Genomic DNA, 24,147 nt, shown 5'->3' on the forward strand with positions numbered 1-24,147 from the left:
TATTCCTTGATGTCCAGCGCACCCCGCTTCTGAATGTCCTCGGCAACATAAAAATGATCGATGAAGTGTTCCGGTTCCTGCTGTTCGGGTTCCGCACTGGCTCTGACCTGTGCGTGTGCCTTTTCGTCAGGGTAGTCCCCATAGATACGGATGCACTTATGCTCCTGCTGATCGTAAACGGCAGCACCATCGTACTTGAATCCGTCATCCTCCATGGTTCCGTCCACATAGCCCTGGGCAGCTTTTTCCGCTTCTTCCAGAGTGTAGTAGTCCAGTTTATCATCGAAGCCGTTTTCAAAGTGATGGTAGGCGGCAACCAGATAGCGGGGAGCCATGCGCTCCTCGTAGCTGTTAATCATCTCAGGTGTCAGCCATTCTGGTTTGTCGGGAATCATTTCATACAGCTCACGCATCTTGGCAATCTGTGCATGGCGGTTGCCTGCCCACAGATGCTTTTCGCTGTGCTGTCCTGCACCAAGGAAGTATTCGCAGTCCATACGCAGACGGTCTAACAGCTGATACTCAGGGGTGTAGTCCCTCGGTTCGGTTTTGCCCAGAAAATCCTCTGTAACGGGCTTTTCTTCGGTTTGGGCATCAACCCTTACCGCATGGTTTCTTTCGTCCTGAGAGAGCATACGCTCGAAATTCTCACGATTCTCGGCACGGAAGATGGGATAAGCAAGCGTAGGGTCACGCAGCTGAACTTCTCTGTCCGTGATCTGCTCCACACGGAAAGCTGTATCGTCCAGATATACCGTGTCACCGACCTGATAATTCCATTTCGGTTCCTCGGAAGCAGATGCTTCCACAACTTCGGCAGGCTCTGCCACAGGCGCTTCTGGCTGAACCGACTCCATCGCAGCTACGGACTGACGAACTTCCTCCAAATAGTCATTGGCAAGCCATTCGTCCGTGAAGTATTCCGTAACGCCTTCCGGGTCTACATAGTAGTCATCGGTCTGATTATCCCAGATCGCATACTCGCCATCCTCGGTATCAATCACTGCGAAACGGTCATAAACATCTTCCAACGGATCAGTTTTAGCTTCTTCGATAGCCTGTCGTTCCGCTTCTTCCTCCGGGCTGAGGTAGCGTCCCTTTCGTATCAGACCGTCGATTCTCTGCACCACCTGCGCCCAGGACATCTGCAATTTATCGCAACCGCTCTTGGTGTAAGCAACACCCTTGGCATCGTGATCCTGACCGCTGTGCGTTGCACCAGAGCAGGCATGGGAATGACCACCGGTTCCGTATTCATGCTTCAGGAAGTCCATCTTTTCCTTGGCAGAATGATTCTCCTGCCAGTAGTTATAAATACGGGCTTTACCACCGGAAAAGCCGCTTCCACGGGTCAAGTCTGCATTGACTTCATCATCCGTAATGAACTGGCGGACAAGGGGCATCTGCATCATATCGGTCTGATACTCACGCAAAGGCATATTCAACTCATACAGCTGTTTCTGAATGAGATTCAGCTTGTGATAGTGAAAACGAAGCAGATCGGGATTTTCCGCAAGGGTTTTTCTAAATTCCGAATACTGCTGTACCAAGGTTGCGTGGAAACGAGGGTCATCCAACTTTTCAGCCAAGTCTGCGGTTTCGTCAGGGAAACCACGAAACGGTTCCTGATGAAGAATTGCCAGATAGTTGCTGGAACGGGCTTCTTCACTCAAATCGTGATAAAGATGCCACAGGGATTCTGCCAACTTCTGACGCTCATATCCGGATGCTTCTACCAGTTCCACATTAGTTGCGAACCGACCATTTTCAAGCAGTTCTCCAATGCGCTCGGCAACCGTTTCCCAAGAAACGATCTGCGCTCTGGGGCTGTCAATGGCAGAGGAACCTTTGGCAAGGTGGATACCGTCCTCGGCATACCACGCACAGATATTCCCGCTATCTTCTTTCAGACCATAGCCGCCGTGATAGACCTGCTTTAAGGTCTGAACGATTTCTTCCAACGGCTTCTGCTTCATATATTCCAGCGCTACGACTTTTCGGGCTTCATCGGTATTGCTACCAAGCAGAAGGAAGTGGTCGATTTCTTCCTGGGCAAAAGAAAAAGCAGAGGGCGTAAAGCTCTCTGCTCGGTCGATAAAACTGATTTGTTCATTTTCGGAGAGGAAAAGGTTCAGACTCAGCTGTTGATAAGCTCCGTCATCACGACTTCCTCCGCCTGTGCTTTCAGGCTGTTCATGTGCTGCACCCACGCCATCTGCTGCGTTTCCTTGTCCGGTGCGGGGCTGTCCTTCAGGTACTGCTCCATCAGAAACTCCACTCTGGCTTTCGCTGTTTCCTCGATCTCCCACAGGTGCGGGAACAGGCTCTCCGTCAGAATCATGTCGTTCAGGAGCATCGGATTGTTCTGTTCCAAAAATGCTCGACGCATCCTGCCGTACTTGCCCAGAGGTTTCTCTCCCTCGTTCTCCAACTGAAGGTTCGGAATCTGATAATCTCCGGCCTGTCTGTAAGTCATCTCGCTCATAATCTGTACTCCTTTCGGTAGCTTTAATCTGCTCATGTTCTCCAATCGCTTTTTCGATTTCCTGAAACATCCTTGTGCTGATGGCATTCACCGCAGTACCAAGGGCATTTACCGTCTGTCTGGTGTTAAAATCAAACACCTTCTGGAAATCCTCATGCTCGAAGTAGTTGTCGGGACTTTCCACGAACCGGCAATACATCGTATAGGATACGCTGTTTGCCACCGCATTTTTGAAAGCTACTTCGATGTTGAGTTCATCATACTCCTCAAGGAAGCTGTTGGCAACGATGTCGAGGAACTGCTTTTTGTAATCGTCCCAATACTCAGCCGCCAGTGCGGATGCAATATCTTCAAGCTGTGCTTCCAGTACCCCGTCAGCGGCAACACCGAAGGTACGCTCCATCGCTTCCATGACATAGGAGCGGTTTTCAGGCGTCACCTCCCACGGTTTCAGTTCCGGGGAAGAACGGCGAACGCCGGTATCCGCCACATCAAACACATAGCGCAGATACGGTTTATCCCTGTTCATCACAAACAGAGCAATGCCGGTAGAGCCACGCTTTACATATCTGCGGTAATTTTCAGCGTTCCAGTCCTCATAGGGCTTGCAAAAGGTCGCATTGGGGCGCTGAGCATAAATCATCACCTGTTCCGGATAGGTGAACTCATAGTTGCGGGACATCGTTCTCAAAAACGAAGTCCAGTTATCTGTGTTCGAGGTGATTTTCCCAATCGTTTCTTTTGCTAATCCGGAATAAAATCGCTCTTTTGCGTTCATTGTATCCCTCCAATCCTATCAATCCGGATAAAGGTTCAGCTTCTCAAAGGCGGCATCGTCCATGGCTGAAACTTTACGGAGAACCGAGTCTGCCAAAGCAAAAAGCTCTGACTCGTCCTCCGAAAGCTGTTCCTTCATCAGTGTCAGTGCTTCACACAGCCCTGACCTTGTGCCAGGGCTGTAAAGCATCATCATGTTCCGCTCATCCTGTGTGAAATCCATCATTCAATCTCCCTTTCCGGGTGGCTCTTGGGCGGCTTATGGGAAACATCCGGCACGGGCTTTTCCTTTAACTGCTCCAACACCGAAGGACGTTCCTCTAATCCGGACGCTTTTCCGTTATTGATGATACCGTCAATCATCCCATAATCATCTTCCATTGCCATCTCTGCGTTTTTCAGGTAGTTTTCGGACTTCATAAAGTTTTCCAGCTTCTGAAACCCAACAGAATCTACATAGTGAAAGGATACCTCACCGACTACCTTTAAGGCTACGATGTCGCTGACCGACATACTGTGACCACGGAAATCATCCGGGTGGTCAATATTGAACTTTACATACAAATCTTCCAGCTGCCGATTCACATCCTCGGACATAGAAATGGAGCCATGATAGACCACCTCGTAACGGTCAATCTCAGGCTCCATTTCTTTCTTCTGAAGGTAGCTGTAATTTGCAAACATGAGCGGGATATTATCGTCTACATCTTCCCGCAGCTGAAGAATCGCATAGGAATCCGTGGGGCTTTCCAGAAAAGCAACCATTCTGTCATCCGGGGTGGTATTTCCGTGAACATCATCCCATTTTTCGTTTTTCATATCCGTGTCCTCCTTATCGTTCAGGCTCTTTGCGTTTGGGAGAGGGACTGGCAGGCGCAGCTTTTTCTGCGGCCTGTGCCAGTTTTTCCATGACCGACTCACGCTTCGGAGAGTCGAGCTTATCCAGCTGACTTTTCAGCACTTTGGCAACCTCAACCGCAGTTTCCTCACGGGCTTCTTCAATGGCTGTATTCAGGAACTCACGATACGGAGCCGTATTACCAGCGGCAAGATCTGCCTTGATTTCTTGGATATGCGCCTGCACATCATCGACCTGATCCATATATTCATAGGGGTCGAAGTTCTCTGCAAAACGGTCGAGCTTAAAAGCAAGCTCAGCGATAGGGTCATTGACCACCACCGCCTGTCTGCCGACTTCAAAAGCCTGCTCCATGACATCCTCATAGAACATTGCCCGCAGTTCCCGGCGCTCCAGCCCGAAGGATTCCAGAATATCCCGGCGGACTTCGAGCATGGACAGTTCAGGGTTATCAACCTGACCGCCATCAATCTCGTTGTAGTTTTCATCCAACAGGGTGTAGTCGTAACCATCTTCGCAGGTCTGCACCGCAAGGATTCTATCCTTTCCGACCTTCCATGCGGCTTCATCGCCCATAATCTCAGGCTCCGGCATATAGCTTGCGCCGTTGCGCTCCATAATTTCTGCAAACTGGCAGATATGAAACACATTGTATCCGATCTGCGTATGATACTCGTCAATGAAGGTGCAGGGCTTCACAACCATTTCATCCGGGTAGTGAATCTGCACACAGCTGCCATCGGGGATATGAAACAAATCCTTATAATGGCTGTCGATAAATCGGATTTCCTTACCATCCGGGTTGTACTCATTTGTCATTTGCGCTTTCCTCCATTTTCAAATTCCATACTGAACTTCGTTTTGCCATCATCTGATACCTCCATAAAGACGGTGGCATCAAAGGTGTTGCCCGTTCTTTCGGACTTGCAATTCTTGAGCTTTACCTTGCCGGAACCAAGCAATTTCTGCGCCGTGGCAGAAGTCATGCTCTTGCCGATGCTCGCAAAGTAGCGATTGTTTTTCCAGAGGGCAAATTTGCAAGCTCTGTTGGAACAGAAAAATGCCTTGGCTTTGTCCTCTACAGCACTGCCGCAGAGCGGGCATTTGCCGATAGAATTGGCTTCTTTCGACATCATAACCTCGGAATCACGGATTACTTCATAGTTCTGAATCAGACCGGCAATCACATCTTTGATCTCGTCCATAAAGTCCTCGCTGGCATATTCGCCTTTCTCAATGAGCAACAATTTTTCTTCCCAATCCGCCGTCATGGATGGGGACTGAATCTGTTCCGGCATGACTGTTACCAGAGCCGTACCCTTGTGGGTCGGAATCAGGTGTTTGGTTTTCTTATCACCCTTACGCTCCAGAAAACCGATGCGAACCAGCTTCTCAATGATACCGGCACGGGTCGCAGGCGTTCCCAAACCTTTGCGCTCCACCTCATCAGGCATTTCGTCCGCACCGGCAGTTTCCATAGCAGAAAGCAGAGTATCCTCGGTAAAGTGTTTAGGGGGAGATGTTTTCCCTTCCTTGATTTCCGTGCCGCTGACGGTCATTTCGTCACCAACGGAAACAGAAGGGAGTGTCTGCACGTTTTCGTCGGATTTTGTCGAATCATTTTTCTGAACCAGAGCTTTCCATCCATCCTGCACAACAGTTTTGCCTTTGGTGGAAAACACGGTACCGCCACAGTCCAGCTCAATAACTGTCTCTGCGTATCGGTGCGGATCGCCAACAGCTACGCACAACCGATTCGAGATCAGTTGCAAAATTGCAAGTTCACCCTTGGGAAGTTCGCTCAGATTGCATTTCTGCAATTCTCTGGTCGGAATGATGGCATGGTGATCTGTGACCTTTTTGTTATTCACAACCTGCTCTGCATGAACTGGTATGTTATCCACATCCTCCACGGGGAATGTGTGGAAAGCCAGCTTTACGAGGTCGGTCAGGCTATGTGCCATATCTTCCGTCAGAAACCTGCTGTCGGTACGGGGATAAGTGACCAGTTTCTTTTCATAGAGGTTCTGCGTGTAGTCCAAGGTCTGCTGTGCCGTGTAGCCAAGCACACGGTTGGCTTCTCTCTGTAAACTGGTCAGGTCATAGAGCGCAGGCGGCTTTTCTGTTTTCTCCTTACATTCAGCTTTCTGAACGATTGCCACCGAACAGCTTTGTTTGACAGCTTCGGCTGCTGCCTTGGTTTTGAAGCGTTCGCTTGCAGCCGTAAAACCATCCAATCCAATCTGAACTGTGTAGAACAGTTCAGGCTTGAATGCGGAAATGGCAGCTTCTCGCATAACAGCCATAGCAAGGGTAGGGGTCATAACACGACCAACATTCAGGGTCTGCCCGTAAAGGGTCGAAAAAAGTCGAGTAGCGTTAATACCAACAATCCAGTCGGCTCGTTCTCGACACAGTGCTGCTTCATACAAAGCATCATATTCCGTTCCAGACCTGAGATTTTCAAAGCCCTCCTTGATTGCTACATCTTCCATCGAGGAAATCCAAAGCCGCTCAAACGGCTTTCTGCACCCGGCTTTGTGGTACACCAACCGAAAGATCAGCTCGCCCTCACGACCGGCATCTGTTGCACACACAAGACTCGCAACATCTTCTCTGGCCATGAGCTTTTTCAGAATCCCAAACTGTTTTTTCGTACCGGCAGAACCTCATACTGCCAGTCCATCGGAAGATAGGAAGGTCTGCATAAGCCCATTTGCTGTACTTCGCATCATAGACTTCCGGCTGTGCCAGCTCCACCAAATGCCCTACACACCAGCTGACCACATATCCGTTTCCCTCTAAGTAGCCATCCTCACGCTTGGCAGCACCTAACACTTTGGCAATACTCTGTGCAACCGAAGGCTTTTCAGCCAAAACTAATTTCATTTGCATCTGCTCCTTTCACAAAAAAATAAGCAGCCACACACCGTAGTGCATGACTGCTATGTAAAAAGTTCGGAAAGGATTTTTGCAACCTGATACAATTTTCTGTTCTACAATCTCCGTCATAATAAAAATATCTCCATCATTTCAAAAGAGAATGACGGAGATATTTCACCTTGCTTATTCTTGTAGCAACCAATCGGCTATATCGTGAATTTCGATTCCTTCATAGCTATATTGGGGATGTTTGGTTCTGGCAATAATCATTTTCGGATAAGCGTCTCGAATCTGAAGCAGAGGAGAGCATTCTCTCTCAAATGTTTCCTGCCCGGAAATGTTGTCGCTGACCTGAATATAAATCTTTTCGCTACCTCTCTGAGCAACAAAGTCGATTTCCTTTTGATAGAGCTTGCCGACATAGACATCATATCCACGGCGAAGAAGCTCGATACAAACAACGTTTTCATATACTCTGCCATAGTCTATATTTCTGCTTCCCAGTATTGCATATCGAATACCGCTGTCACACAAATAGAACTTTTCAGAGCTTTCAAGGTATTTCTTACCTCGGATGTCATATCTCTTAATATCATAAAATACAAAAGCATTGCACAAATACTTAATGTACTTGCCGACGGTTACATGATTGGTTGGAGTCTCATTTGCTGTCAGTAGCTGACTGACCTTATTCGGAGAAGTCAGGTTGCTGATATTATCCATAAGGAACTCGCTCAGACGTTGTAAAACCAAAGTGTCCGGGAGAGTATATTTCTGTACCAAATCCCTTGTAACAATCGTTTCGTAGACCTCTTTGATATAGTTTGTTCTGTCTTTTTCGGTTCTATAAGCATAGGAACCTGCTAAACCGCCCTTGATAGCGTACTCATCAAAGAGCTTATCTTTGTCACTAATATCATCATAATACTGGCAATATTCCTGGAAGCTGAAAGGAAACACATGAATTTCAATATAGCGTCCGGTAAACAGAGTTGCCAGATCTGCACTCAACAGGAAAGCATTAGAGCCTGTTACATAGATGTCGTATTTTCCCTTAGAGTACAGGCTATTGATTGCCAACTCAAACTTGGGACACATCTGAACCTCGTCTACAAACAGGTAGTTCGTTTTTCCTTCCTGATAATGTTCTTCCACATAGGCGTGTAAGGCATGGTATTCCTTGATTTCTTCATACGCCAAATCCATGAAGTCGATGAAGATAATATTGATGTTTTCAAAATTGCTTTTCAGATACGCAATATACGCCTGCATCAATTTGGACTTACCAGATCGACGAATGCCCGTGATGATCTTGATGTCAGGAGTACCATTCAGTTCAATGATTCTATCGAGATATTTTGCTCTCGTGATTGTTTTCATATAGTCACCCGCTTTCAAAAATTGAAGTTTTTTCATTTCTCGAAACCGCTTCGCTGTACTTATTATACTGTCTGCTAATAGTATATGCAAGATGTCACTTTCAAAAACGCAAATTTTTTTATTTTTTGAAAGCGGAAACTATGTAAAGGCAACCCGAAGGCTGCCCCAGGCATCAAGCCTATCCTGTTTACACAGGTTCATTATCATCTTCATCGACGGAGCTATCTTCATCGTCGTCCTCAAACTCCGGATCGTACCCATAGTCCTCGTCATCGTCCACATAATCAGCATCTGGGTCAGGCTTTGCCGCTTCCTGTGCCTTCTTCTTTTCCTGGACTTTCTTAAATACGAAGAATCCACCACCACAGGCAAGCACAATCAGAGTAAGAATCGCCGGGAGCATATTTGTGGATTTCGGCTTTTCCTCCGGTGTCGGTTCTGTAATTTCAGGAACTGTTTCAACTACTTCCGGCTTTGTTTCCTCAACCGGCTTGGTGAACTCTGCAACTTCTTCCTCGTCCATCAGCTTGAGCAGGTCGGCTTCATCCACCTGATTCAGAAAATGCACGGTTTCCTCGCCTTATCATCACGGTCAATGATGATATAGAAGTAGTTTCCGTTTTTGGTTACAGCGGTAATGAACTGCTTTCCGCTTTTCGTAGGCGAGCCAGCGTCATCAACCAAAGTCAGATTGCCGTCGGGAGTAAGCGGTAGCATCGGCTCCTCCGGCTCTGTTTCGGGAACTTTTTCTTCGACCGCAGGTTCTTCAGTCGCTACGCTTTCATCTACATAGCAAATGCCGTTGTAGAAAACACGCCAAAACACATTGCACACGCCAGCAATGCGGCTCCAATTTTCTTAAATCTCATTCTGCGTTTCCTCCTCATTCATAGTATTGATCGTATCAGGCTTCGGAGCCATATCCGCAGCAAACATACGGAGCAGCTCGGAAAGCTGTTCGGGATTCAGGTTCGCAGCATGAACCATCTCATGGATTTCGGAATTTTCCTCCTCACGGTATCTGCGTTCCAGGTCTTTCACCTTAGCATCCCATTCTGCCCGTTTCTTACGGGCTTTTTCAAGGTCTGCACCTATTCTGTCTAACTTGGCACTCAATCGCCATCCCTCCTTTAGTTTCTGATTCTGCCGAAGCAGTAAAAATGCTGTTGCCAGTAATTCGATTCGATAGAAGCGTAGGAAATGGGGTTTCCGCAGTGGATCATCATACCATTGCCAACATAGATACCAACGTGTGATGCACCGGAGGTATCATAAGTGCCTTGGAAGAAAATCAAATCTCCCGGTTTGGCAGAGCTTTTCGGGATAATGTCGCATACGCCCATCAAACCGTTTGCGGTCAAACGACCAACACTCCAACCGTTTCCGCAGTGATTGATTACATAGGAAACAAATCCGGAGCAGTCAAAGGAGGTAGACGGGCTGCTGCCGCCCCACACATACGGGTATCCCAGATATTTTTCAGCTTCCCGAATCATATTGGCAAATCTTGTGTCTGTCAGCGCTTCGCCCGGAATATCATAATCGGTGTACTCGCCGCCAGGGGTGGCGTAAATGTCATTTCCGAAAATATCCGGTCTGTTGCCCCTTGTCTGAAGCAAAATTCTATATCGCTCCATATCATCTTCCGACAAGCCGGAATTTGAAATCACACTGTTCAAGCCCTTATTTCTGAGCTTCACATTCAGAATATAATATTCGTAATCTTCTTCCTCTGTTGTTGTCTCTCCCGTTTCGGGATCAGTAGAAGATGTTGTTCGTGTACGAATCTCTACTACTTCCGTCAGGGTCAGCTCATATTGTTGCTCAAATAGCCATTGCAGGGTAGCCTGCACCTCATCTCTGGTGTAATCCTCAAACTTCACCGTCAAATACGCCGCCAGCTCATAAGGATTGTGGTTGATTTCATCAAGGTCATACCGGTACTCGTCATATCCGCTATGAGTACGCTCGATATTATTGATTTTATTGCGGAGCGCAGCTTCCAAAGCCTTGTAATCATTGTCCGCACCAATAATATCTTCCTCTTTTGCAGTAAAAGAAGTTCCCAGAATGATCTGTGTGCCGCCTTGGAACATAGCCGAACAAGACGAGAACATCCCTGAGAGTATCATAAAAAGCAGTCCGGCAATCAAAACAAACAGAATCGTTTTAGAGTGTGTGGTGCAGAACTCCGTTACTCTTTCTGTGATGTTCTTGGCTCCCTGAGCTGCTTTGCCCGTTGCCTTGCCTGCACCCTTAGATGCAGAAGCCGTTGTCGAAGCGGTATTCTTACCGGCTTTGGCGGCAGCATATTCTTTCTTGATTGCCCTTTTCTGTTGCCAACGGGAAAAGGGATTGGAACCGGCATCGGGGTTGTCCTTTTTGAACTTCTCATACAGGGCATTTACATTTGCTTTATCTGACTTCTCAACCAGCTTTTCCGCCTTGTCGTAGGCTTTCAGCTTGTGACTGTAAACGGCATGATCGACGGTATAGACAGTGGATTCAACAGCCTTGGTCGTTTCCTGCACAGCCTGAACGCCGATATTATCATCCTCATATTCTGACACCGCCCGATGTGCTTTGGATGTGAGCGTGACTGCGGCACCACGGCTTGCCATGTGCTTTGCCACAGATGGGCGCTCGATTTCCGTAAACTCCGCTTTTTCAAAACGGAGCTTTGCTTTACGGGAACCGGCTGCATCTGTTTCCAGCTTTAGCTTCGGCTTTGCCTTTTTAGAAGCCAATTTGTCTGCCGCTTTTTCAGCCCTATCAACCGCCTTATCTGCACGGTCGGCAGCTTTCTTCACATGAGAATCTGCAAGGTCATCTTCGGTAAAACGGAGTCGTGTAGGTCTTTTCGCCATACATTACGCCTCCTTTTCCTGTGCCACCTCGTTTAACTTCGTGGTCATAATGCGATACAGTTCCAGATCTGTCGGGAATCGGTCAATGAACGGCAGAATCACATTGCCATAGAACAGAAGTCCTTCGCCCTCACCGGAGTTGGTTACATAGGACAGCTGATGCGGCGAAATGTTCAACCGCTGTGCCAGAATACTTCGGTCATCGCTTGCCTGATTCAGCATATAGATGAAATCAGAGTTTTCGAGGATGTTGGCAATCTCCGGGGAACGAAGCAGGTCTTTGACATTCTGAGTAATACCGGTCGGCAAGCCGCCCCATTTACGGAATCGCTTCCAGATTTCTACGGAATAGGTTGCCGTCTGTTCTTCCTTCAGAAGCAGATGGAACTCGTCAATATAATATCTGGTCGATTTACCGGCAGAACGGTTGGCAGTTACACGCCCCCAGACCTGATCCTGAACGATCAGCATACCGATTTTTTTCAGCTGATTGCCCAGCTCCTTAATGTCGAAGCACACCAGACGATTCTGAATATCCACATTGGTTCTGTTGTTAAACAGTTTCAGAGAACCCTTAACATAGATTTCCAAGGCGGTCGCTACATGGTGGGCTTCCTTTTCGTCCTGTTTCAGAAGGGCATCATACAAATCCTCAAGGATCGGCATATTCTCAGGGGCAGGATTGTCGAAATATCTCTGGTAAATCTGATGCACACAACGGTCGATAACCGTCTTTTCGATAGGCTGCAAGCCATCCTTACTGCCCATAATCAACTCACAGAGGGACAGGATAAAATCAGCTTTCAGTGCTACCGGGTTGTCATCCTCAGAGTAGTTCAGGTTGATGTCCATAGGGTTGATATAGTTGGTACTGGAGGAGCTGATTTTTACCACCTGACCATTGAACTTGTGAACCAGAGCCGCATATTCCGCTTCGGGGTCGCAGATGATAATATCGTCATCCGTAACCAGGAACGCATTGGTGATTTCACGCTTTGCGGAAAAGGATTTACCGGAACCGGGAGTACCCAGAATCAGTCCGTTGGGGTTCTTGAGCTTCTTTCTGTCCACCATGATAAGGTTGTTCGACAGAGCATTCAGCCCGTAATAGAGCGTTTCTCCACCATTCTGGAACAGCTCCTGCGTGGTGAAAGGCACAAAAATAGCCGTGGAACTGGTAGTCAGGCCACGACGAATCTCAATCAGGTTTTGTGCCAAAGGCAGGCTGCTCATCAGTCCGGATTCCTGCTGAAAATCCAAACGACGCAGATTGCAGTTATGCTTCTGGGCGATGCTCTGTGCCTGGAACACATTGTTCTCCAGTTCCTGCTCGGTGCGCCCGGTGTTCAGCACCAGAAATGTCACCATGAACATTCGCTCATTCTGGCTCTGCAATTCTTTCAGAAGTGACTTCGCATCTTTACCATAGGTAGCAAGGTCAGATGGGATAATGTCCATGTCATAGCCAGAACGCACAGCCTTTTTCTGTTCCTCGATTTTGGAACGGTCAAGCTCGGTGATGATTCTCTTGATGGTCTTAATCGCCGCAGTCTGGTCAACCGACTGGATGTGCATGGTCACGATCTGCGTGGATTCCATATCCAGAAAATCCGCCAGCATACGATCAGACAGGTCTGATGCCGTAATTGCCAGATAAGACATCGAACCGAAGATACTGCCCATCTGGAAGGTGCGGTTGGTCTTAAAGGCAAACGCCGTCGGAGCAATGAAGTCCTTTACGGACAGCCCGGATTCCACAAGATACTTCCAATCGAAGAAGAACTTATCATTATCACCCATGTGGAACATAGAGTGCATCAGATGCAGCCGCTCTTTGCCGTTCATGGTAGTGGCAATGACACCCAAACGCCGAAAGTTATTGAGCAGATCGTTTTCGATATGGTTGAGTCTCGGCTTTGCCTGCCGCATGGATTCGGCTTCAATGCCGAATGTCAGGTACTTGGTTTTGGTCAAGCCGTTGTTGCCCTGCGCCAACTGCTTTTTCAGCATCTGGCTATACTCGGCACGGACGGGATTGAAGCTGTCCTTCTTGAACGGGATACGGATACTCTTTTCAAAGCTTTCAGCATCGGTACTCAGGTTCATAAAGGAAAGCTCAAAGTGAATGGAGCTGTCAAAGAAATTCAGGAAACTGCACCACTCATCGAAGATGGCAGTCTTATCTTCCTGCTGTGCCAGCTGATAGTTGATGTCCTGAAACTGAATGGTCTTGGTGTAATAACTGTCAGTGACACGGCAGATGCCATCCGGGAACATTCTCTGAAAGGGAATGGACTGCTGTGCAGTCTGCGGAATACCGTTGTCCTTCTTTGCCCGTTCCACAACAGCTTTAATTTCTCGCTGCTGCTTCCGATTCAGATTTGCAGGCATTTTGATGTTTCTTGCCTGTGGCTTCTTTTTGAAAAACAATTCGTTCAACCTCCTTTTCCAGTTTGTACTGACGCATCAAAGCGTCATAATAGTTGTCCGTCTGATAAGGGCGAACCTTGGGACGAACGAATTTGGTCTGAATGAAGTGTTCTACAACCACTTCCAACGGCTGACTATCCTTTTCATACATTGCCAGAAAGAACAACGGTAACATGACGATCATCATGGACAGTGCTGCAAGGCTCACATTTCCGGTTGCTTTGACCAGAAAGAAAATCGGCACTCCGATGAGCGCCGCCGCACCAAAGCAAAGTAACTGCCGTTTCGTCAGATTGAAGAACACTTTTGTTTTTACCCTCGTCAGGTCACGAGGTACGGGAATATACGCTGCCAAACAATTTCCTCCTTCCCTTAGTGAGCGCTGAATACACCCTTCGCAAGCGAACCAGTCTTAAACAGGGTGAAGCACAAAAGGACGGTGTAGCCCATAACACCCCAGATAGAACCGATGATGTCATCACTGAATGCGATAGACTGAATCAGCACCGCATAAATGCCCACGCAGATCATAATCAGGAATCCCTGGAATCCGATTGCAAACAGCGAACGCAGATAATTCTGTCCGATATTGCTCTGTTCTCTGTTTCCAAAAGTGGAAAGCGGAATCGGGGCAAGGCTGACCATCAGATAAATTTCAATCATTCGACCGTAGACGATCACAAAGATGATGATTGCCAAAGCGGACATCGTGACCTGCACGATAAAGGATTGCAGGAACAAGCCGAGCAAAGGACCCAAATCCATTGCCATCAGCGTTTCTTCCATTGTTTCCAATGCCGAAGCATCTATGGCAGTATTTCCGGATATGATACCGGCGCTTGCGTTTATAACGTGCTGTGTCACATCAAACACAGCCATCGTGATATTGAATGTGTTTGTGATTAACATGACCGCAACAAAAGTCTTGAACACCCATTTGAAGAAGATCCAGGTTTCAAAATTTGCCAGATTGTTGTGGTCAATAATCATCTGAATTAGCTCATAACAGGCAATGAAGGTCAGAATCAAGCCTGCGATTGGGATAATCACTGACTCGGAGATGTTTCGTACCATGGCAAAGACACCCGGCGAAAAATTCGCCGGGGTCATGCCAACGGAGGTTGCTATCTCGCCAACCTGGTTGTTGACGGACTCAAACATCCCCGACAGATTTCCCATAATAGCTGAAACGAGCATTTCTTTCAGCCAGTCTGTGATCTGTTGGAGTATGCTGTCCAAAGGCGATTACCTCCTTGTTTTGTGATTAACCGAACAGTCCGGAGAGCAGAGGTACAAGGGTGGTGCCGATGAGGGCAACACCGCCGCCAGCCATGAGCTGCTTCATGCCCTGGGACTTTGCGCCGGGGTTATCGTTGCCGTAGCCCTCAAGCAGATTGATTGCACCCCAGATGCCAAGACCTGCGCCCAGAGCGATAACGAGAGTCTGAAGAACGGTTACTGCGCTATTGAAAAATGCCATAATATTTTCCTCCTAAAATTTGAAATTGTTTTGAGAATAGAAAAAGCCCTCCGTACTACCGGCATCAAAACCGGACGGAAGGCTTAGTTTACGAGAATCTTTTCAAGGAACTCCTCGACGGTTATCACGCCAAGTTTCTGTTCCATTCTGCTTCTTGCATATTCAGTTTCACAATCATATATATCACCACCACCTTTCATAAGAAACAGCCAATACATTGACTGCAACAAATCTTCACGAGAAGCACAGATTGTCGGTGAAAAAACGACAGGTGAAACCTTCAGAACCTCTGCGAGTTTCGCTGTGGTTTCTGCATTAGGGGTTCGAGCGTTTTTCTCATACTGAGCAATACGGACATCCGCTGTTTTCTCGGAATACCCCATCAGGAGTCCAAGCTCTTTCTGGGTAAGGCGGCGAAATCGTCTAACGAACTTCAATCGCTGCCCAATAGAGGTATCCGTGATCCACCAAGTCATTTTTTTTACACCTCGCTTTCTGCAAATTCTCGATATACAACCTCATTTTTTGCTCTGCGCTTGCCTACGGCTTCACTGGGAGCAAGGTCAGGGTAGGTTGCCTGCACTTTCTGTCTGCTTCTGCGGACAGTTTCAAACCCCGGAAAGCTGCGTCTATCCAGTTCCTTCAAAAACACAGGAACCGTCATGGCATGAATGTCGATGCCACGCAGACCGGAATAGTGTTCCAGTACCATCAGGTACAAATGATTGTCGGTATTTCTTGCCTTGTGGTCGTGTTCCAAGATGTTCTTAACCAGGGCAGATACCGTTTTCAGATTTTCCAAACAGAAACCTCCTTAATCCGCATCGACTACCACAAACTCATCACCTGCCTTGAGCTTCAACCTTCGACTCAGAAACTGCTCAATGTTGAACTCATTTCTCTTATCAAAGTCTGATGTGTACTTATAATTGGGGTGCTGCGTCAGATCGTACTTGTCAGAAAGAAACGGTCTGACACCACGCAACTGCAAAATACACTTGCTGCCATCCAGAACCGCAAGCTCATCTACGCTCGCAAGGTCTTTGCCTAACTTCTGATAATTCAAGCCGTAAGACGGGCTGTTACCTCTGGTGTTGGAGGTGTTGTAGGTGTCGATAGTTTCTTTTCCCAATGCCTGATTCAGTTCTTTGAGCGTGGTTGGCTCAGAACCACCCAGGAAAATTCGGGAATCCATGTTGCCGATGATGGTATCGGCATTGTCTTTATAAATGGCTTTCAGCTGTGATTGTGCCTGGAGAACAAGGCAAGCCGATATTTCACGGCTTCGGATTGTCGCTACCAGTTTTTCCAGATTGGGAATCTGACCGATGTTTGCCATCTCATCAATCAAGCAGCGCACATGAACCGGCAGTCTGCCGCCGTACACATCATCTGCTTTCTCGCACAACAAGTTGAACAGCTGTGTGTAAATCATGGAGATCAAAAAATTAAACGTCGCATCCGTATCTGACATAATCAGAAAGAGCGCCGTTTTCTTATCTCCGAGAGTATCCAACTGCAACTCGTCATAGGCAGTCACATCTCTGACCTCCTGAATATCAAAAGGAGCCAGACGAGCGCCGCAGGAAATCAAAATCGACTTAGCGGTCTTGCCAGAGACAAATTGTCAAGGACTTTTTAATCAAATTCACAAAAAATCTACAAAAAAGGTGCCAGAAGCACCGTATGGCTCCTGACACCTCGTTTGATAGATTACATTTTTCCGTTCAGCAGGTCTTTGCAGAGATACGCATAGTCTGGCAGCTGGTTGATATATGGCTCCCAGCGCCGCTTGATTTCGGCCAATTCCAGCGGATCGGCTGCTTCCAGTGCATGATCGTTGCCTGTCATATATAAAACATCCGTAGCAACATCATCCAAACACCTGCCGCAGAGATCGGCGGCAGATTCTATCCTGATACCGGTATCCACATAGACTGGATTGACGCCAATCGCCAGCCAGACATAGCCTACCTTGTCCGACCAGAGCAGTTCAAAATCAGGGCTTTGCCGCAGATGTTCCGCAAAGACCTCCTTTACTCGTTCAATTTCATGCTTCTCTTTTTCTGTGTAAAGCATTTTCGTGTCCTCCTTGACAAAAATTTTGGTGCGTACCATCATCAGTTTAGCACAAGGCGGCTTCGTTTATCAGTCTGTCACATCTGCTGAATTTCATTTTTGAGCATACGCTTGATTTTATCGCTCATGGTTTCTGTGCTGGTATTGCTGAAATGGACATGAACCTTGTAGGTTGTCTTGCCGATTTTCTTTACCATCGCCGGCGTGTTTTCCGGCGCTCTGGACGCAGTAACGGCGTCTGCCACCTGCATAGTACGGGGTTCTTTGTTCATGGCGCTCCTTTCTCCGAACGGGTCTGTGCCGCCCGGTAAAAAATCAGTCGTGCTTACTGTTTACAATGTCTTTTGCTGTCTGTCGGGTAGCACCGGCATTTTCTTCCCGGAAATTCTTCCCGTCAAAGAGGATCGGCGCACACCGTTCCAAAATACGGTCATAGATACGGGCGTGGGCCAGATCAGGCGGATTCTTCAGCTCGGACAGTTTCAAGTTTGTTGTGATAATCATAGGTCTGCGGCTGCGGTAGCGGCTGTCAATGACGAAAAACATCTGCTCCATGGCATATTCGGTACTGCGCTCTACACCCAGATCGTCAATGATAAGCAGGTCATACTCGTCAAAGCTGGCAATAAACTCTGACCTGTCCTCAGAGAACATCCCGGTCAGGCGGTTCAGAATGGTGGGGAAGTTCGTCATCAGCACCGGCACATCCCGGTCAAGCAGGGCGTTGGCAATACAACCGGCGAAAAAGGACTTGCCGGTTCCCACATCCCCGAACAACAGCAGGCCGGTGTTGTTTTTATATGCCTCCTTCCAGTTCTCCACATAGGCGCGGGCCTTGTCCATCAATGGGTTTTGGCCGTTGTCGTTGGCAAAGGTGTAGTCGTACAGATAGCGGTCTTGCAGGCCCTGGGCCTTCCGGCGTTTGATACGCTCCATGCGGCGCTGCCGTTCTTCAGCAGCCTTGCGCTGCTCCTCAGCCTCCCGCTGGCACTGGCAGATGCAGCGCGGCATAAAGTAGCCGGATTTCCCAAAGCATGGCACAACGGTCTGCCTCTGGCCGCCGCATTTCTTACAGTGAATGAGGCCGTCTGCCGGGTCTATGTACTCGTCCCCGGGCAGTTCCACACCGGCGGCTGCCTTGTCGATCAGCGCCCGGATTTCTGCGGTAATCTCAATCATACGGTTTCATCCTCCTTTACGCTGTAATCCCGGTTGCGGGTGGGCGGGGCTGCTTTCTTCGCATCCTCACCGGCCCAGCGCCGGATGGTGGCAGCATGGCTCTGATACCGCTTGCCGGTAGAAGCCATGTACTCGGACAGCTTTTCGATGTACTGGCCCCATACAGTGGGAAAGCTGGCCTGTAAGTCTGCCAGTTCCCCGTCCGTCAGGAAAACATTCTGGTAACGGCCATAGGCGTGGGCGGGGTGTCCCTTCTCTATCTCTCTCTTTATCTCTATCTCTTTCTCTAACTCTATCTCTATCTCTGGTGGACGAATGTCGGACAAATGTCCGCCGTTTGTCCGGGGCGCAGAAAGAGCCTTATTTTGGAGCCTCGCAGCCCGCTTTCGCTCAGCTCGGTAGAGGACTGGCCGATTAAAAGTTCGATGTTGCTCATGTAGAATGTGCCGCTGTCCAGTACTTCCACAAGGCCCAGCTTCAAAAAGATCTGCAAGGCTCTCTCCACAGTGCCGATCTGCTGGCGGGTGATGGTGGCGATCATCTGCGCCGTGTAAGGGATGTCCTCGTCAAGCTGGAGCCGCCCGCCATGTTTCAGCGATTTCAGATACAGCTTGAGCAGAATGTTGGAATACAGCACACCATCCTGCATACTTTCCAGCAGCACGATGGAATCATCGTCAAAATAGTTTTCTTTGAGTTTCAGGTAATAATATTTTCGGTTGTCTGACATAGGGTTCCTCCTTGGGGTTTCTCTTGGGATTCTGTACGCATTTTAAGGCCGTTTTAGGGGTCGGAGGATAAATCTATCAGCCTGCCTTTGACACCCTCGAAAAAATCCTTGATTTACAAGGGTTTTTCAGCCCCTAAAGCGTGACATTTCTCCCGTTGTTTCCGCTTGCGCTTTGCGGCGTTGATCCGCTTCATGCGTGCGGCACATTCCGGGCAGTATTTGGCCCGGTTGGAACCGGGGGTAAACAGCGCCCCGCATACGGCGCATTTCTTCGCATTCATCCGGTGGAACAGCGCCGTTTCCAGTTCCTTATCCTGCAGCAATACCGCCGTCCGAAACCACCTGCACAACAGGGAATAGGAAATGGACTGGACACAGACACATTTCTCCCCATCGTCCAGGGCGATACAGTTTCCGTCGATGTAGTTACAGCACTCATGCACCAGCCTCCGCACTCTGCGGTACTGGCGGTAATCCATGACGGGGATAGGTTCAGACTTGTTGTTCTTCATAAATGATTTCTTTCATAAAGCAGGTATCCTCCTTGAATGAATTTATTGTTAAATATTCGTGCAAAGCATTGTTTTCTTCGTGCAAATGGCATATACTATAATTGCCAGCAGAAAGGGGTTGATCGTATGGCTGGAAATACCACAAACATCAGTATCCGCATGGACGCAGATTTGAAAGCGCAAGCGGACGCACTGTTTACTGAACTTGGCATGAACCTGACTACGGCGTTTAACATCTTTGTGCGCCAGTCGCTTCGTGAAGGCGGCATTCCCTTTGAGGTAAGGCTGGAACAGCCGAACAAAGAAACGGTTGCTGCCATGCTGGAAGCGGAAAGGATTGCAAAAGACCCGTCTGTAAAGGGTTACAATGACCTTGACGAGTTGTTTGCTGACCTGAAAAGATGAAAGAAACCAAATATACCGTCAAGTACACGACCAGTTTCAAAAAGGACTACAAACGAGCCATAAAGCGTGGCTTGAAGATTGAGCTGCTGGAGCAGGTCGTAGCATTGCTGGCAATGGGCGAACCGCTGCCGGATAAGAACCGTGACCATGACCTGTCCGGCGATTGGGCAGGCCATCGGGAATGTCATATTCTCCCGGACTGGCTGCTTGTCTACCGCATAGAGGATGATGTTCTGGTGCTGACGCTGGCCCGCACCGGCACACACAGCGACTTGTTCGGCAAATAAACATTCTGCCGCCGTATGGGGAAACCTGTACGGCGGTTTTTCTGTATGCAAAAGGGTGTCGTGAAACGCGACGCACTTGACAGGGGTACGCCAAAATGCAGTATCCTTTACCGCTCCGGCTCCTGATCGTGAGACTTGTTCCGTTCCTGCCGGGACAGCTGCTCGGCGGTTTTGCGGAGCCGTTCCACTGCTTTCAAATCCTCCCGCATGGATTTCATGGCAAGCGTGTCCGTCTGCTTTCCGGCGGTCAGCTGGTCGATTTCCCGCTGCCATGCCTTCGGGGTGATTCCCTCGCCGCTGTCTTTCAAGTCTTTCAGATACCGGACTGCTGCGTCATACAGGATCAGTTCCCGGCTGTGGCACTGCTCAAACTGTTCCCGCTTTTCCGGCTTTACTTTGGCAAGCTGTTTGTGGATGGACTTGTACTGGTTGTACTGTTCCCACATCTCCCCGCGTTCGGTAAGAATGGCGATCCGGCGCTCAGCCTTGACGATCTTTCCCCGCAGGTCATAGTAACGGCTGTTCATATCAGCGATTTTTTCATGGAGCTGCTGCATAGACTGGATGCCGTTTGCCTGTAAAAAGCTGAATAGTGCAGCGCTTTCCTGCAAAGCCCGGATTTTTCCGGTGCGGGTGCGGGGAGCGTTCAGCTGCTGCTGGGCCTCCCACAAAGCGGTCAAGCTGCTTTGCTGTGTTTGTGGTTTTTCCGCTTCGTCTTTCGACCAGCGATAAAGGCGGGTAATGCGGGCTTTAATTTCTTTCAGCAGTTTGTTGTCAGCGGCGATCTGCCGGTTTACTTCCCCCTTGTCGGTGCGGATACCGCGCTTTTCCATTTGACTGGCAGCTGGCCCCAGATGGACAGAGGGAATTTTATCAATGCCCTGCCGCTTGTAGCTGCGGTGGTCTACCAGGGCGGGCTGACCGGCAGCCTCCAATGCCCGGTTGGTGCAGGCCGCCCACGCTGCCCTCCAAATCTCCACATTCCCTTTATCGTTCCAGTTGGTCGTATCCTCCCGATGATTTTTCCAGCCGCCTCTCCCATCCGGGATGCGCTGTCCGTTCTCGTCCAGATCGTATGCCTTGCGGCACTTTGCGCCCCACTGTCCGTTTTCTTTGAGAGGCCGGAGCGTCAGCATGATATGAACATGAGGGTTGCCGGTTCCCTTGTCATGGATAGCAAAGTCGGCACACATTCCTTTGTCTACAAAGTTGTCCTTCACATAGGCACGCACAAGGGCAAGCTGTTGTTGGCCGGACAGTTCACGGGGCAAAGCTGCCTCAATCTCGCGGGCAAGCTGGCTATCCCTTGCTTTCTCAATTTGCTCCACGCTGTTCCAGAGGATAGAACGGTCTGCAAACTCCGGCGGGGCATGGGCAGGCAGCATGATCTCCTCATGGACAATGCCGCCTTTCCGGGTGTAGTCGTGGGTCATTCCATCCCATTCATTTGTCAGCTTGGTTCCGCTGCGGTAAGCAGCTGCGGCAACGGCAGAACGGCCTGCGCTGCGCTTGATGATACTGACCGGGATATGACAGAAATCTATGGAGAACACCTCCTTTCAGTGAGGGGATAACAGGCTCTGTGGAGCCGGACAAACGCAAAGCGGGTGTTTGGCTGCGCAGAGCGCACAAGGGGTTTGGGGAGCGTAGCTCATCGCGGACGAAGTACGCAACGCCCCCGGCAGCGCACAGCACCGGCAACGGTGTATAAGTGCGCCCTTGTAACAAGGGACTTATGGCGTATCCCCGGATTTTGACAGGTTTGCAGTCAATTCCGCAGCCCCCGGAAGATGGGACAGGGCAATCAAAAATGCTTTGACCTCTGCGCCGGAAAGGTCGGGAGCCAACGGGAAAATCCCCTCCAAAATGGCTCCGCGCTCAATCAGGCGGCGGGTGCGAACCCTGCGTTCTTCGTTCCGCTGCTTGTTCTCCAAAATCTTCTTTCGGTTTTCAAGCTGCCGGATCTCCTTCAGGACTTTCTCCCGTTCTTCTTTTTGGGGGTGGGCTGTAATTTTTTCGTTCATGTCATGCACCTCTTTTCTTGGGAAACGCTCATAGATTGACCGTCCATTTCTGACGCGCAAAGTACCGGCGCAGCCTCCGCAGTGCAGCGTGGATGGATTTTCCCGCCTGCGATGGTGTGATACCCTCCATTGCGGCAATGTCTTTCACTTTCATACCCAATATATAGCGGGCGTGGACACGGCGAGCCTGTATGGGGGACAGGGAAGAAATGGCTTCGTACAATCGCTGTATCAGTTCTTCGTATTCGGCTAATTCCTCTTTTTCTATCAGATGATCCTCCGGCGATGGCTGCGCCCAGCCGATAGCGGCATTTTCGATTCCGTCGTTACAATCGAGGGAGTAAAACGCCTTATACCGGAACATCTTGCGTTCTCTGGCGGCCTCGGCTCTCTTATCCAGAAGAAACGCTTCGACGATCTCATCGGACACCTCCACAAAAATGTCCTCTTTGCAAAATGGATAATATTGTTTGAGATTGATGGTCTGCATAGGCACGCCTCACTCTGTTTGGAAAAGGCCATTATAGCAACGGCGCATATTCCGCAGACCCCGGCGGATGGCAACGCTGACCTTGCTGCTGTGGACGCCCTCTCTCCGGGCGATTTCCAGCTGCTTGATACCGGCAATGTAGTAGGCGTGAACACGGCGGGCCTGTGTCGGAGTGGCATGAGCCAGAGCCACCGGCAGAGCTGCAATCAGGTGCAGGCGGGTGGTCATTTCTTCTCGTTCCAGCAAAATATCTTCCGGCGATCTGCTGTGTTCCAGCGCGTAATTTTCCAGCCAGCTGTATGCGTTCAGAGAGTAGTAGGCGCGGTGGTAGACTTTCCGGCGCTCATAGTTCTCCATCTCCCGCTGGGCCTGATACATCGCTGTCCATACCTCGTCCGTAACATCCACAAACTCGTCATGCCGGTAGTGGGGATACATCCACCGCAGATTGATTGTTTTCATAGGCTTACCTCCTGAAAATCGGAAAGGCGGGCAGCTCGTCCGCTGTCCGCCCCTCGCTGAGATAAGGGAAATGATCCCTTTCACTTGGTAGCCAGAAAACAGGTCATTCGTTAAGCCTGTTCTCAAAGAAATTTATAAATTTTTTTCTGACCGCCTCCACACTTTGATACACAGCCACTTTGGAGCAGCCGCACAGCACACCGATCTCTGCAAGGCTCAGTCCCTCAAGCGCATAGAGCAGGAACCGGCGGCGCTGGGCCTCAGTACAGGTGTCCAGAACAGCCATCAGCTCATGCAGCGTTTCCATGTGGCAAAGATATTCTTCCGGCGTTTCTCCGTAGGCTCCTACGCCCTCGGTGGTAATGATGTACTCGTCAAACTCCCGGCCATCCCAATGCCGCCGCTGTTCATGAAACAGGTTCTCCGTTTTGTGATCGGCTCGGTCAAGAAATTCATAGACTTCCAGCGTGACCTCCACGGCCACAGCTTGTCCGTTATAATTGATGGTAACTTCCATCTGCCTTTCCTCCATTCAGATTTTTTTGGTAAATCTGAATGGGGCGGCGGAGAACGGCACCGGGGATAAAGTTCGGGCCATGCTGACCCGATGTTCCGGCTCCACAGGGACAAAAAAGCGCCCGGACGGCATAAAGCCATACGAGCGTAATAGAGTATATTTTGCTGTTTAGTTACATGGTATAGTGCATACTTCTGACCGCATTGCTCCGCTGCTGGGAACAGGCTTTTTTTAGCTGGTGCAGATCATGGGTACTGTGTAAAAAGGCAAAAATAGACACGGCGGCAATCCTCCTATGTGC

At 49.2% G+C, this 24,147-nt stretch carries 25 protein-coding genes and 5 pseudogenes; 3 read left to right on the forward strand and 27 right to left on the reverse strand.

Annotated elements, in window-relative coordinates:
• Positions 1–344: 344 nt before the first annotated feature.
• Positions 345–1,976 (reverse strand): annotated as a pseudogene (locus DWZ16_RS16540) (LPD11 domain-containing protein); the annotation flags it as partial.
• Between the two features lie 161 nt (positions 1,977–2,137).
• Entirely contained in the window at positions 2,138–2,476 is a 339-nt protein-coding gene (locus tag DWZ16_RS15905; protein ID WP_118199520.1) for a TnpV protein, read from the reverse strand.
• Positions 2,477–2,639: 163 nt separating this feature from the next.
• Here DWZ16_RS15905 and DWZ16_RS15910 point away from each other — a divergent pair, with 163 nt between their 5' ends.
• Positions 2,640–3,233: a hypothetical protein gene (locus DWZ16_RS15910; protein ID WP_021386789.1), complete on the forward strand. Its 594-nt coding sequence runs from the start codon at positions 2,640–2,642 to the stop codon at positions 3,231–3,233.
• Between the two features lie 48 nt (positions 3,234–3,281).
• Here the strand turns inward: DWZ16_RS15910 and DWZ16_RS03630 are convergent, their stop codons facing one another.
• The 20 genes and pseudogenes from DWZ16_RS03630 to DWZ16_RS03725 form a co-directional block, all read right to left on the reverse strand.
• Positions 3,282–3,488, reverse strand: coding sequence for a transposon-transfer assisting family protein (locus tag DWZ16_RS03630; protein WP_002578948.1), 207 nt, complete (start codon positions 3,486–3,488; stop codon positions 3,282–3,284).
• Positions 3,485–4,081, reverse strand: a complete 597-nt coding sequence (locus DWZ16_RS03635; RefSeq protein WP_002304389.1) for a YodL domain-containing protein — start codon at positions 4,079–4,081, stop codon at positions 3,485–3,487. Before DWZ16_RS03635 ends, DWZ16_RS03630 begins: the two co-directional genes overlap by 4 nt.
• 13 nt (positions 4,082–4,094) lie before the next feature.
• Positions 4,095–4,940, reverse strand: coding sequence for an LPD16 domain-containing protein (locus DWZ16_RS03640; protein ID WP_002304387.1), 846 nt, complete (start codon positions 4,938–4,940; stop codon positions 4,095–4,097).
• Positions 4,937–7,010 (reverse strand): annotated as a pseudogene (locus DWZ16_RS03645) (DNA topoisomerase 3). The gene DWZ16_RS03640 and the pseudogene DWZ16_RS03645 overlap by 4 nt, the downstream one beginning before the upstream one ends.
• A 177-nt stretch (positions 7,011–7,187) precedes the next feature.
• Positions 7,188–8,420 carry an ATP-binding protein gene (locus tag DWZ16_RS03650; RefSeq protein WP_002304383.1) on the reverse strand — a complete coding sequence of 411 codons (1,233 nt, stop codon included), beginning with the start codon at positions 8,418–8,420 and terminating at the stop codon, positions 7,188–7,190.
• A 151-nt stretch (positions 8,421–8,571) separates the two neighbouring features.
• Positions 8,572–9,253: pseudogene (locus DWZ16_RS03655) on the reverse strand (DUF4366 domain-containing protein).
• The gene (locus DWZ16_RS03660) at positions 9,243–9,500 is read right to left on the reverse strand and encodes a DUF4315 family protein (protein WP_002304378.1); all 258 of its coding nucleotides are present in this window, start codon (positions 9,498–9,500) and stop codon (positions 9,243–9,245) included. The pseudogene DWZ16_RS03655 and the gene DWZ16_RS03660 overlap by 11 nt, the downstream one beginning before the upstream one ends.
• Before the next feature lie 14 nt (positions 9,501–9,514).
• Entirely contained in the window at positions 9,515–11,251 is a 1,737-nt protein-coding gene (locus tag DWZ16_RS03665) for a C40 family peptidase (RefSeq protein WP_002304377.1), read from the reverse strand.
• A 3-nt stretch (positions 11,252–11,254) separates the two neighbouring features.
• Positions 11,255–13,642, reverse strand: a complete 2,388-nt coding sequence (locus DWZ16_RS03670; protein WP_002588967.1) for a VirB4-like conjugal transfer ATPase, CD1110 family — start codon at positions 13,640–13,642, stop codon at positions 11,255–11,257.
• Positions 13,602–14,036, reverse strand: a complete 435-nt coding sequence (locus DWZ16_RS03675) for a PrgI family protein (RefSeq protein ID WP_002304375.1) — start codon at positions 14,034–14,036, stop codon at positions 13,602–13,604. The genes DWZ16_RS03670 and DWZ16_RS03675 overlap by 41 nt, the downstream gene beginning before the upstream one ends.
• A gap of 17 nt (positions 14,037–14,053) precedes the next feature.
• Positions 14,054–14,920 carry a VirB6/TrbL-like conjugal transfer protein, CD1112 family gene (locus DWZ16_RS03680; RefSeq protein ID WP_002304374.1) on the reverse strand — a complete coding sequence of 289 codons (867 nt, stop codon included), beginning with the start codon at positions 14,918–14,920 and terminating at the stop codon, positions 14,054–14,056.
• 25 nt (positions 14,921–14,945) lie between these two features.
• Entirely contained in the window at positions 14,946–15,161 is a 216-nt protein-coding gene (locus DWZ16_RS03685; protein WP_002576404.1) for a Maff2 family mobile element protein, read from the reverse strand.
• 83 nt (positions 15,162–15,244) lie between these two features.
• A complete protein-coding gene (locus tag DWZ16_RS03690; RefSeq protein WP_002304334.1) occupies positions 15,245–15,637 on the reverse strand; it encodes a helix-turn-helix domain-containing protein in 393 nt (130 codons plus the stop codon).
• Positions 15,638–15,642: 5 nt separating this feature from the next.
• The gene (locus tag DWZ16_RS03695; RefSeq protein WP_002304332.1) at positions 15,643–15,963 is read right to left on the reverse strand and encodes a hypothetical protein; all 321 of its coding nucleotides are present in this window, start codon (positions 15,961–15,963) and stop codon (positions 15,643–15,645) included.
• Between the two features lie 12 nt (positions 15,964–15,975).
• Positions 15,976–16,779 (reverse strand): annotated as a pseudogene (locus DWZ16_RS03700) (TraG/TraD/VirD4 family protein); the annotation flags it as partial.
• A 95-nt stretch (positions 16,780–16,874) separates the two neighbouring features.
• The gene (locus DWZ16_RS03705; RefSeq protein ID WP_097771823.1) at positions 16,875–17,240 is read right to left on the reverse strand and encodes a hypothetical protein; all 366 of its coding nucleotides are present in this window, start codon (positions 17,238–17,240) and stop codon (positions 16,875–16,877) included.
• Between the two features lie 77 nt (positions 17,241–17,317).
• Positions 17,318–17,512, reverse strand: coding sequence for a transposon-encoded TnpW family protein (locus DWZ16_RS03710; protein WP_002596333.1), 195 nt, complete (start codon positions 17,510–17,512; stop codon positions 17,318–17,320).
• Between the two features lie 43 nt (positions 17,513–17,555).
• The gene (locus DWZ16_RS03715; RefSeq protein ID WP_118522288.1) at positions 17,556–18,419 is read right to left on the reverse strand and encodes an ATP-binding protein; all 864 of its coding nucleotides are present in this window, start codon (positions 18,417–18,419) and stop codon (positions 17,556–17,558) included.
• Positions 18,416–19,149, reverse strand: a pseudogene (locus tag DWZ16_RS03720) (phage replisome organizer N-terminal domain-containing protein). Before DWZ16_RS03720 ends, DWZ16_RS03715 begins: the two are co-directional and overlap by 4 nt.
• 113 nt (positions 19,150–19,262) lie before the next feature.
• Positions 19,263–19,661 carry a cysteine-rich VLP domain-containing protein gene (locus tag DWZ16_RS03725; protein ID WP_118522289.1) on the reverse strand — a complete coding sequence of 133 codons (399 nt, stop codon included), beginning with the start codon at positions 19,659–19,661 and terminating at the stop codon, positions 19,263–19,265.
• A gap of 126 nt (positions 19,662–19,787) precedes the next feature.
• On the opposite strand from DWZ16_RS03725, the gene DWZ16_RS03730 reads away from it, so the two are divergent.
• Complete coding sequence (locus tag DWZ16_RS03730; protein WP_005924829.1) at positions 19,788–20,066, forward strand: type II toxin-antitoxin system RelB/DinJ family antitoxin; 279 nt, start codon at positions 19,788–19,790, stop codon at positions 20,064–20,066.
• Positions 20,063–20,353, forward strand: a complete 291-nt coding sequence (locus DWZ16_RS03735) for a type II toxin-antitoxin system YafQ family toxin (protein WP_002596328.1) — start codon at positions 20,063–20,065, stop codon at positions 20,351–20,353. Before DWZ16_RS03730 ends, DWZ16_RS03735 begins: the two co-directional genes overlap by 4 nt.
• Before the next feature lie 107 nt (positions 20,354–20,460).
• Here the strand turns inward: DWZ16_RS03735 and mobQ are convergent, their stop codons facing one another.
• The 5 genes from mobQ to DWZ16_RS03760 form a co-directional block, all read right to left on the reverse strand.
• The gene (gene mobQ, locus DWZ16_RS03740) at positions 20,461–21,906 is read right to left on the reverse strand and encodes a MobQ family relaxase (protein ID WP_118522290.1); all 1,446 of its coding nucleotides are present in this window, start codon (positions 21,904–21,906) and stop codon (positions 20,461–20,463) included.
• Between the two features lie 180 nt (positions 21,907–22,086).
• Positions 22,087–22,377 (reverse strand): DUF3847 domain-containing protein, encoded by a 291-nt coding sequence (locus tag DWZ16_RS03745; protein WP_118522291.1) that lies wholly within the window; start codon positions 22,375–22,377, stop codon positions 22,087–22,089.
• A 28-nt stretch (positions 22,378–22,405) separates the two neighbouring features.
• Complete coding sequence (locus DWZ16_RS03750) at positions 22,406–22,867, reverse strand: RNA polymerase sigma factor (RefSeq protein ID WP_118522292.1); 462 nt, start codon at positions 22,865–22,867, stop codon at positions 22,406–22,408.
• A gap of 9 nt (positions 22,868–22,876) precedes the next feature.
• On the reverse strand, positions 22,877–23,329 hold the full coding sequence (locus tag DWZ16_RS03755) for an RNA polymerase subunit sigma-24 (protein ID WP_118522293.1): 453 nt from the start codon (positions 23,327–23,329) through the stop codon (positions 22,877–22,879).
• A gap of 103 nt (positions 23,330–23,432) precedes the next feature.
• On the reverse strand, positions 23,433–23,846 hold the full coding sequence (locus tag DWZ16_RS03760; protein ID WP_112091016.1) for an RNA polymerase sigma factor: 414 nt from the start codon (positions 23,844–23,846) through the stop codon (positions 23,433–23,435).
• Positions 23,847–24,147 lie beyond the last annotated feature (301 nt).

Origin of the sequence: Clostridium sp. AF29-8BH, assembly GCF_003478145.1 — a bacterium.
Classification (GTDB): domain Bacteria; phylum Bacillota; class Clostridia; order Lachnospirales; family Lachnospiraceae; genus Otoolea; species Otoolea fessa.

What these genes read in the sequence shown, in the direction of transcription:
- DWZ16_RS03685 (WP_002576404.1), bottom strand. Translation starts at nt 15,161, where the DNA reads ATGGCATTTTTCAATAGCGCAGTAACCGTTCTTCAGACTCTCGTTATC.
- DWZ16_RS03630 (WP_002578948.1), bottom strand. Translation starts at nt 3,488, where the DNA reads ATGATGGATTTCACACAGGATGAGCGGAACATGATGATGCTTTACAGC.
- DWZ16_RS03725 (WP_118522289.1), bottom strand. Translation starts at nt 19,661, where the DNA reads ATGAAGAACAACAAGTCTGAACCTATCCCCGTCATGGATTACCGCCAG.
- DWZ16_RS03745 (WP_118522291.1), bottom strand. Translation starts at nt 22,377, where the DNA reads ATGAACGAAAAAATTACAGCCCACCCCCAAAAAGAAGAACGGGAGAAA.
- DWZ16_RS03665 (WP_002304377.1), bottom strand. Translation starts at nt 11,251, where the DNA reads ATGGCGAAAAGACCTACACGACTCCGTTTTACCGAAGATGACCTTGCA.
- DWZ16_RS03735 (WP_002596328.1), top strand. Translation starts at nt 20,063, where the DNA reads ATGAAAGAAACCAAATATACCGTCAAGTACACGACCAGTTTCAAAAAG.
- DWZ16_RS03640 (WP_002304387.1), bottom strand. Translation starts at nt 4,940, where the DNA reads ATGACAAATGAGTACAACCCGGATGGTAAGGAAATCCGATTTATCGAC.
- DWZ16_RS03635 (WP_002304389.1), bottom strand. Translation starts at nt 4,081, where the DNA reads ATGAAAAACGAAAAATGGGATGATGTTCACGGAAATACCACCCCGGAT.
- DWZ16_RS03710 (WP_002596333.1), bottom strand. Translation starts at nt 17,512, where the DNA reads ATGAACAAAGAACCCCGTACTATGCAGGTGGCAGACGCCGTTACTGCG.
- DWZ16_RS03705 (WP_097771823.1), bottom strand. Translation starts at nt 17,240, where the DNA reads ATGCTTTACACAGAAAAAGAGAAGCATGAAATTGAACGAGTAAAGGAG.
- DWZ16_RS15905 (WP_118199520.1), bottom strand. Translation starts at nt 2,476, where the DNA reads ATGACTTACAGACAGGCCGGAGATTATCAGATTCCGAACCTTCAGTTG.
- DWZ16_RS03650 (WP_002304383.1), bottom strand. Translation starts at nt 8,420, where the DNA reads ATGAAAAAACTTCAATTTTTGAAAGCGGGTGACTATATGAAAACAATC.
- DWZ16_RS03715 (WP_118522288.1), bottom strand. Translation starts at nt 18,419, where the DNA reads ATGATTGAGATTACCGCAGAAATCCGGGCGCTGATCGACAAGGCAGCC.
- DWZ16_RS03755 (WP_118522293.1), bottom strand. Translation starts at nt 23,329, where the DNA reads ATGAAAACAATCAATCTGCGGTGGATGTATCCCCACTACCGGCATGAC.
- DWZ16_RS03750 (WP_118522292.1), bottom strand. Translation starts at nt 22,867, where the DNA reads ATGCAGACCATCAATCTCAAACAATATTATCCATTTTGCAAAGAGGAC.
- DWZ16_RS03670 (WP_002588967.1), bottom strand. Translation starts at nt 13,642, where the DNA reads ATGCCTGCAAATCTGAATCGGAAGCAGCAGCGAGAAATTAAAGCTGTT.
- DWZ16_RS03690 (WP_002304334.1), bottom strand. Translation starts at nt 15,637, where the DNA reads ATGACTTGGTGGATCACGGATACCTCTATTGGGCAGCGATTGAAGTTC.
- DWZ16_RS03760 (WP_112091016.1), bottom strand. Translation starts at nt 23,846, where the DNA reads ATGGAAGTTACCATCAATTATAACGGACAAGCTGTGGCCGTGGAGGTC.
- DWZ16_RS03730 (WP_005924829.1), top strand. Translation starts at nt 19,788, where the DNA reads ATGGCTGGAAATACCACAAACATCAGTATCCGCATGGACGCAGATTTG.
- DWZ16_RS15910 (WP_021386789.1), top strand. Translation starts at nt 2,640, where the DNA reads ATGCTCGAAGTAGTTGTCGGGACTTTCCACGAACCGGCAATACATCGT.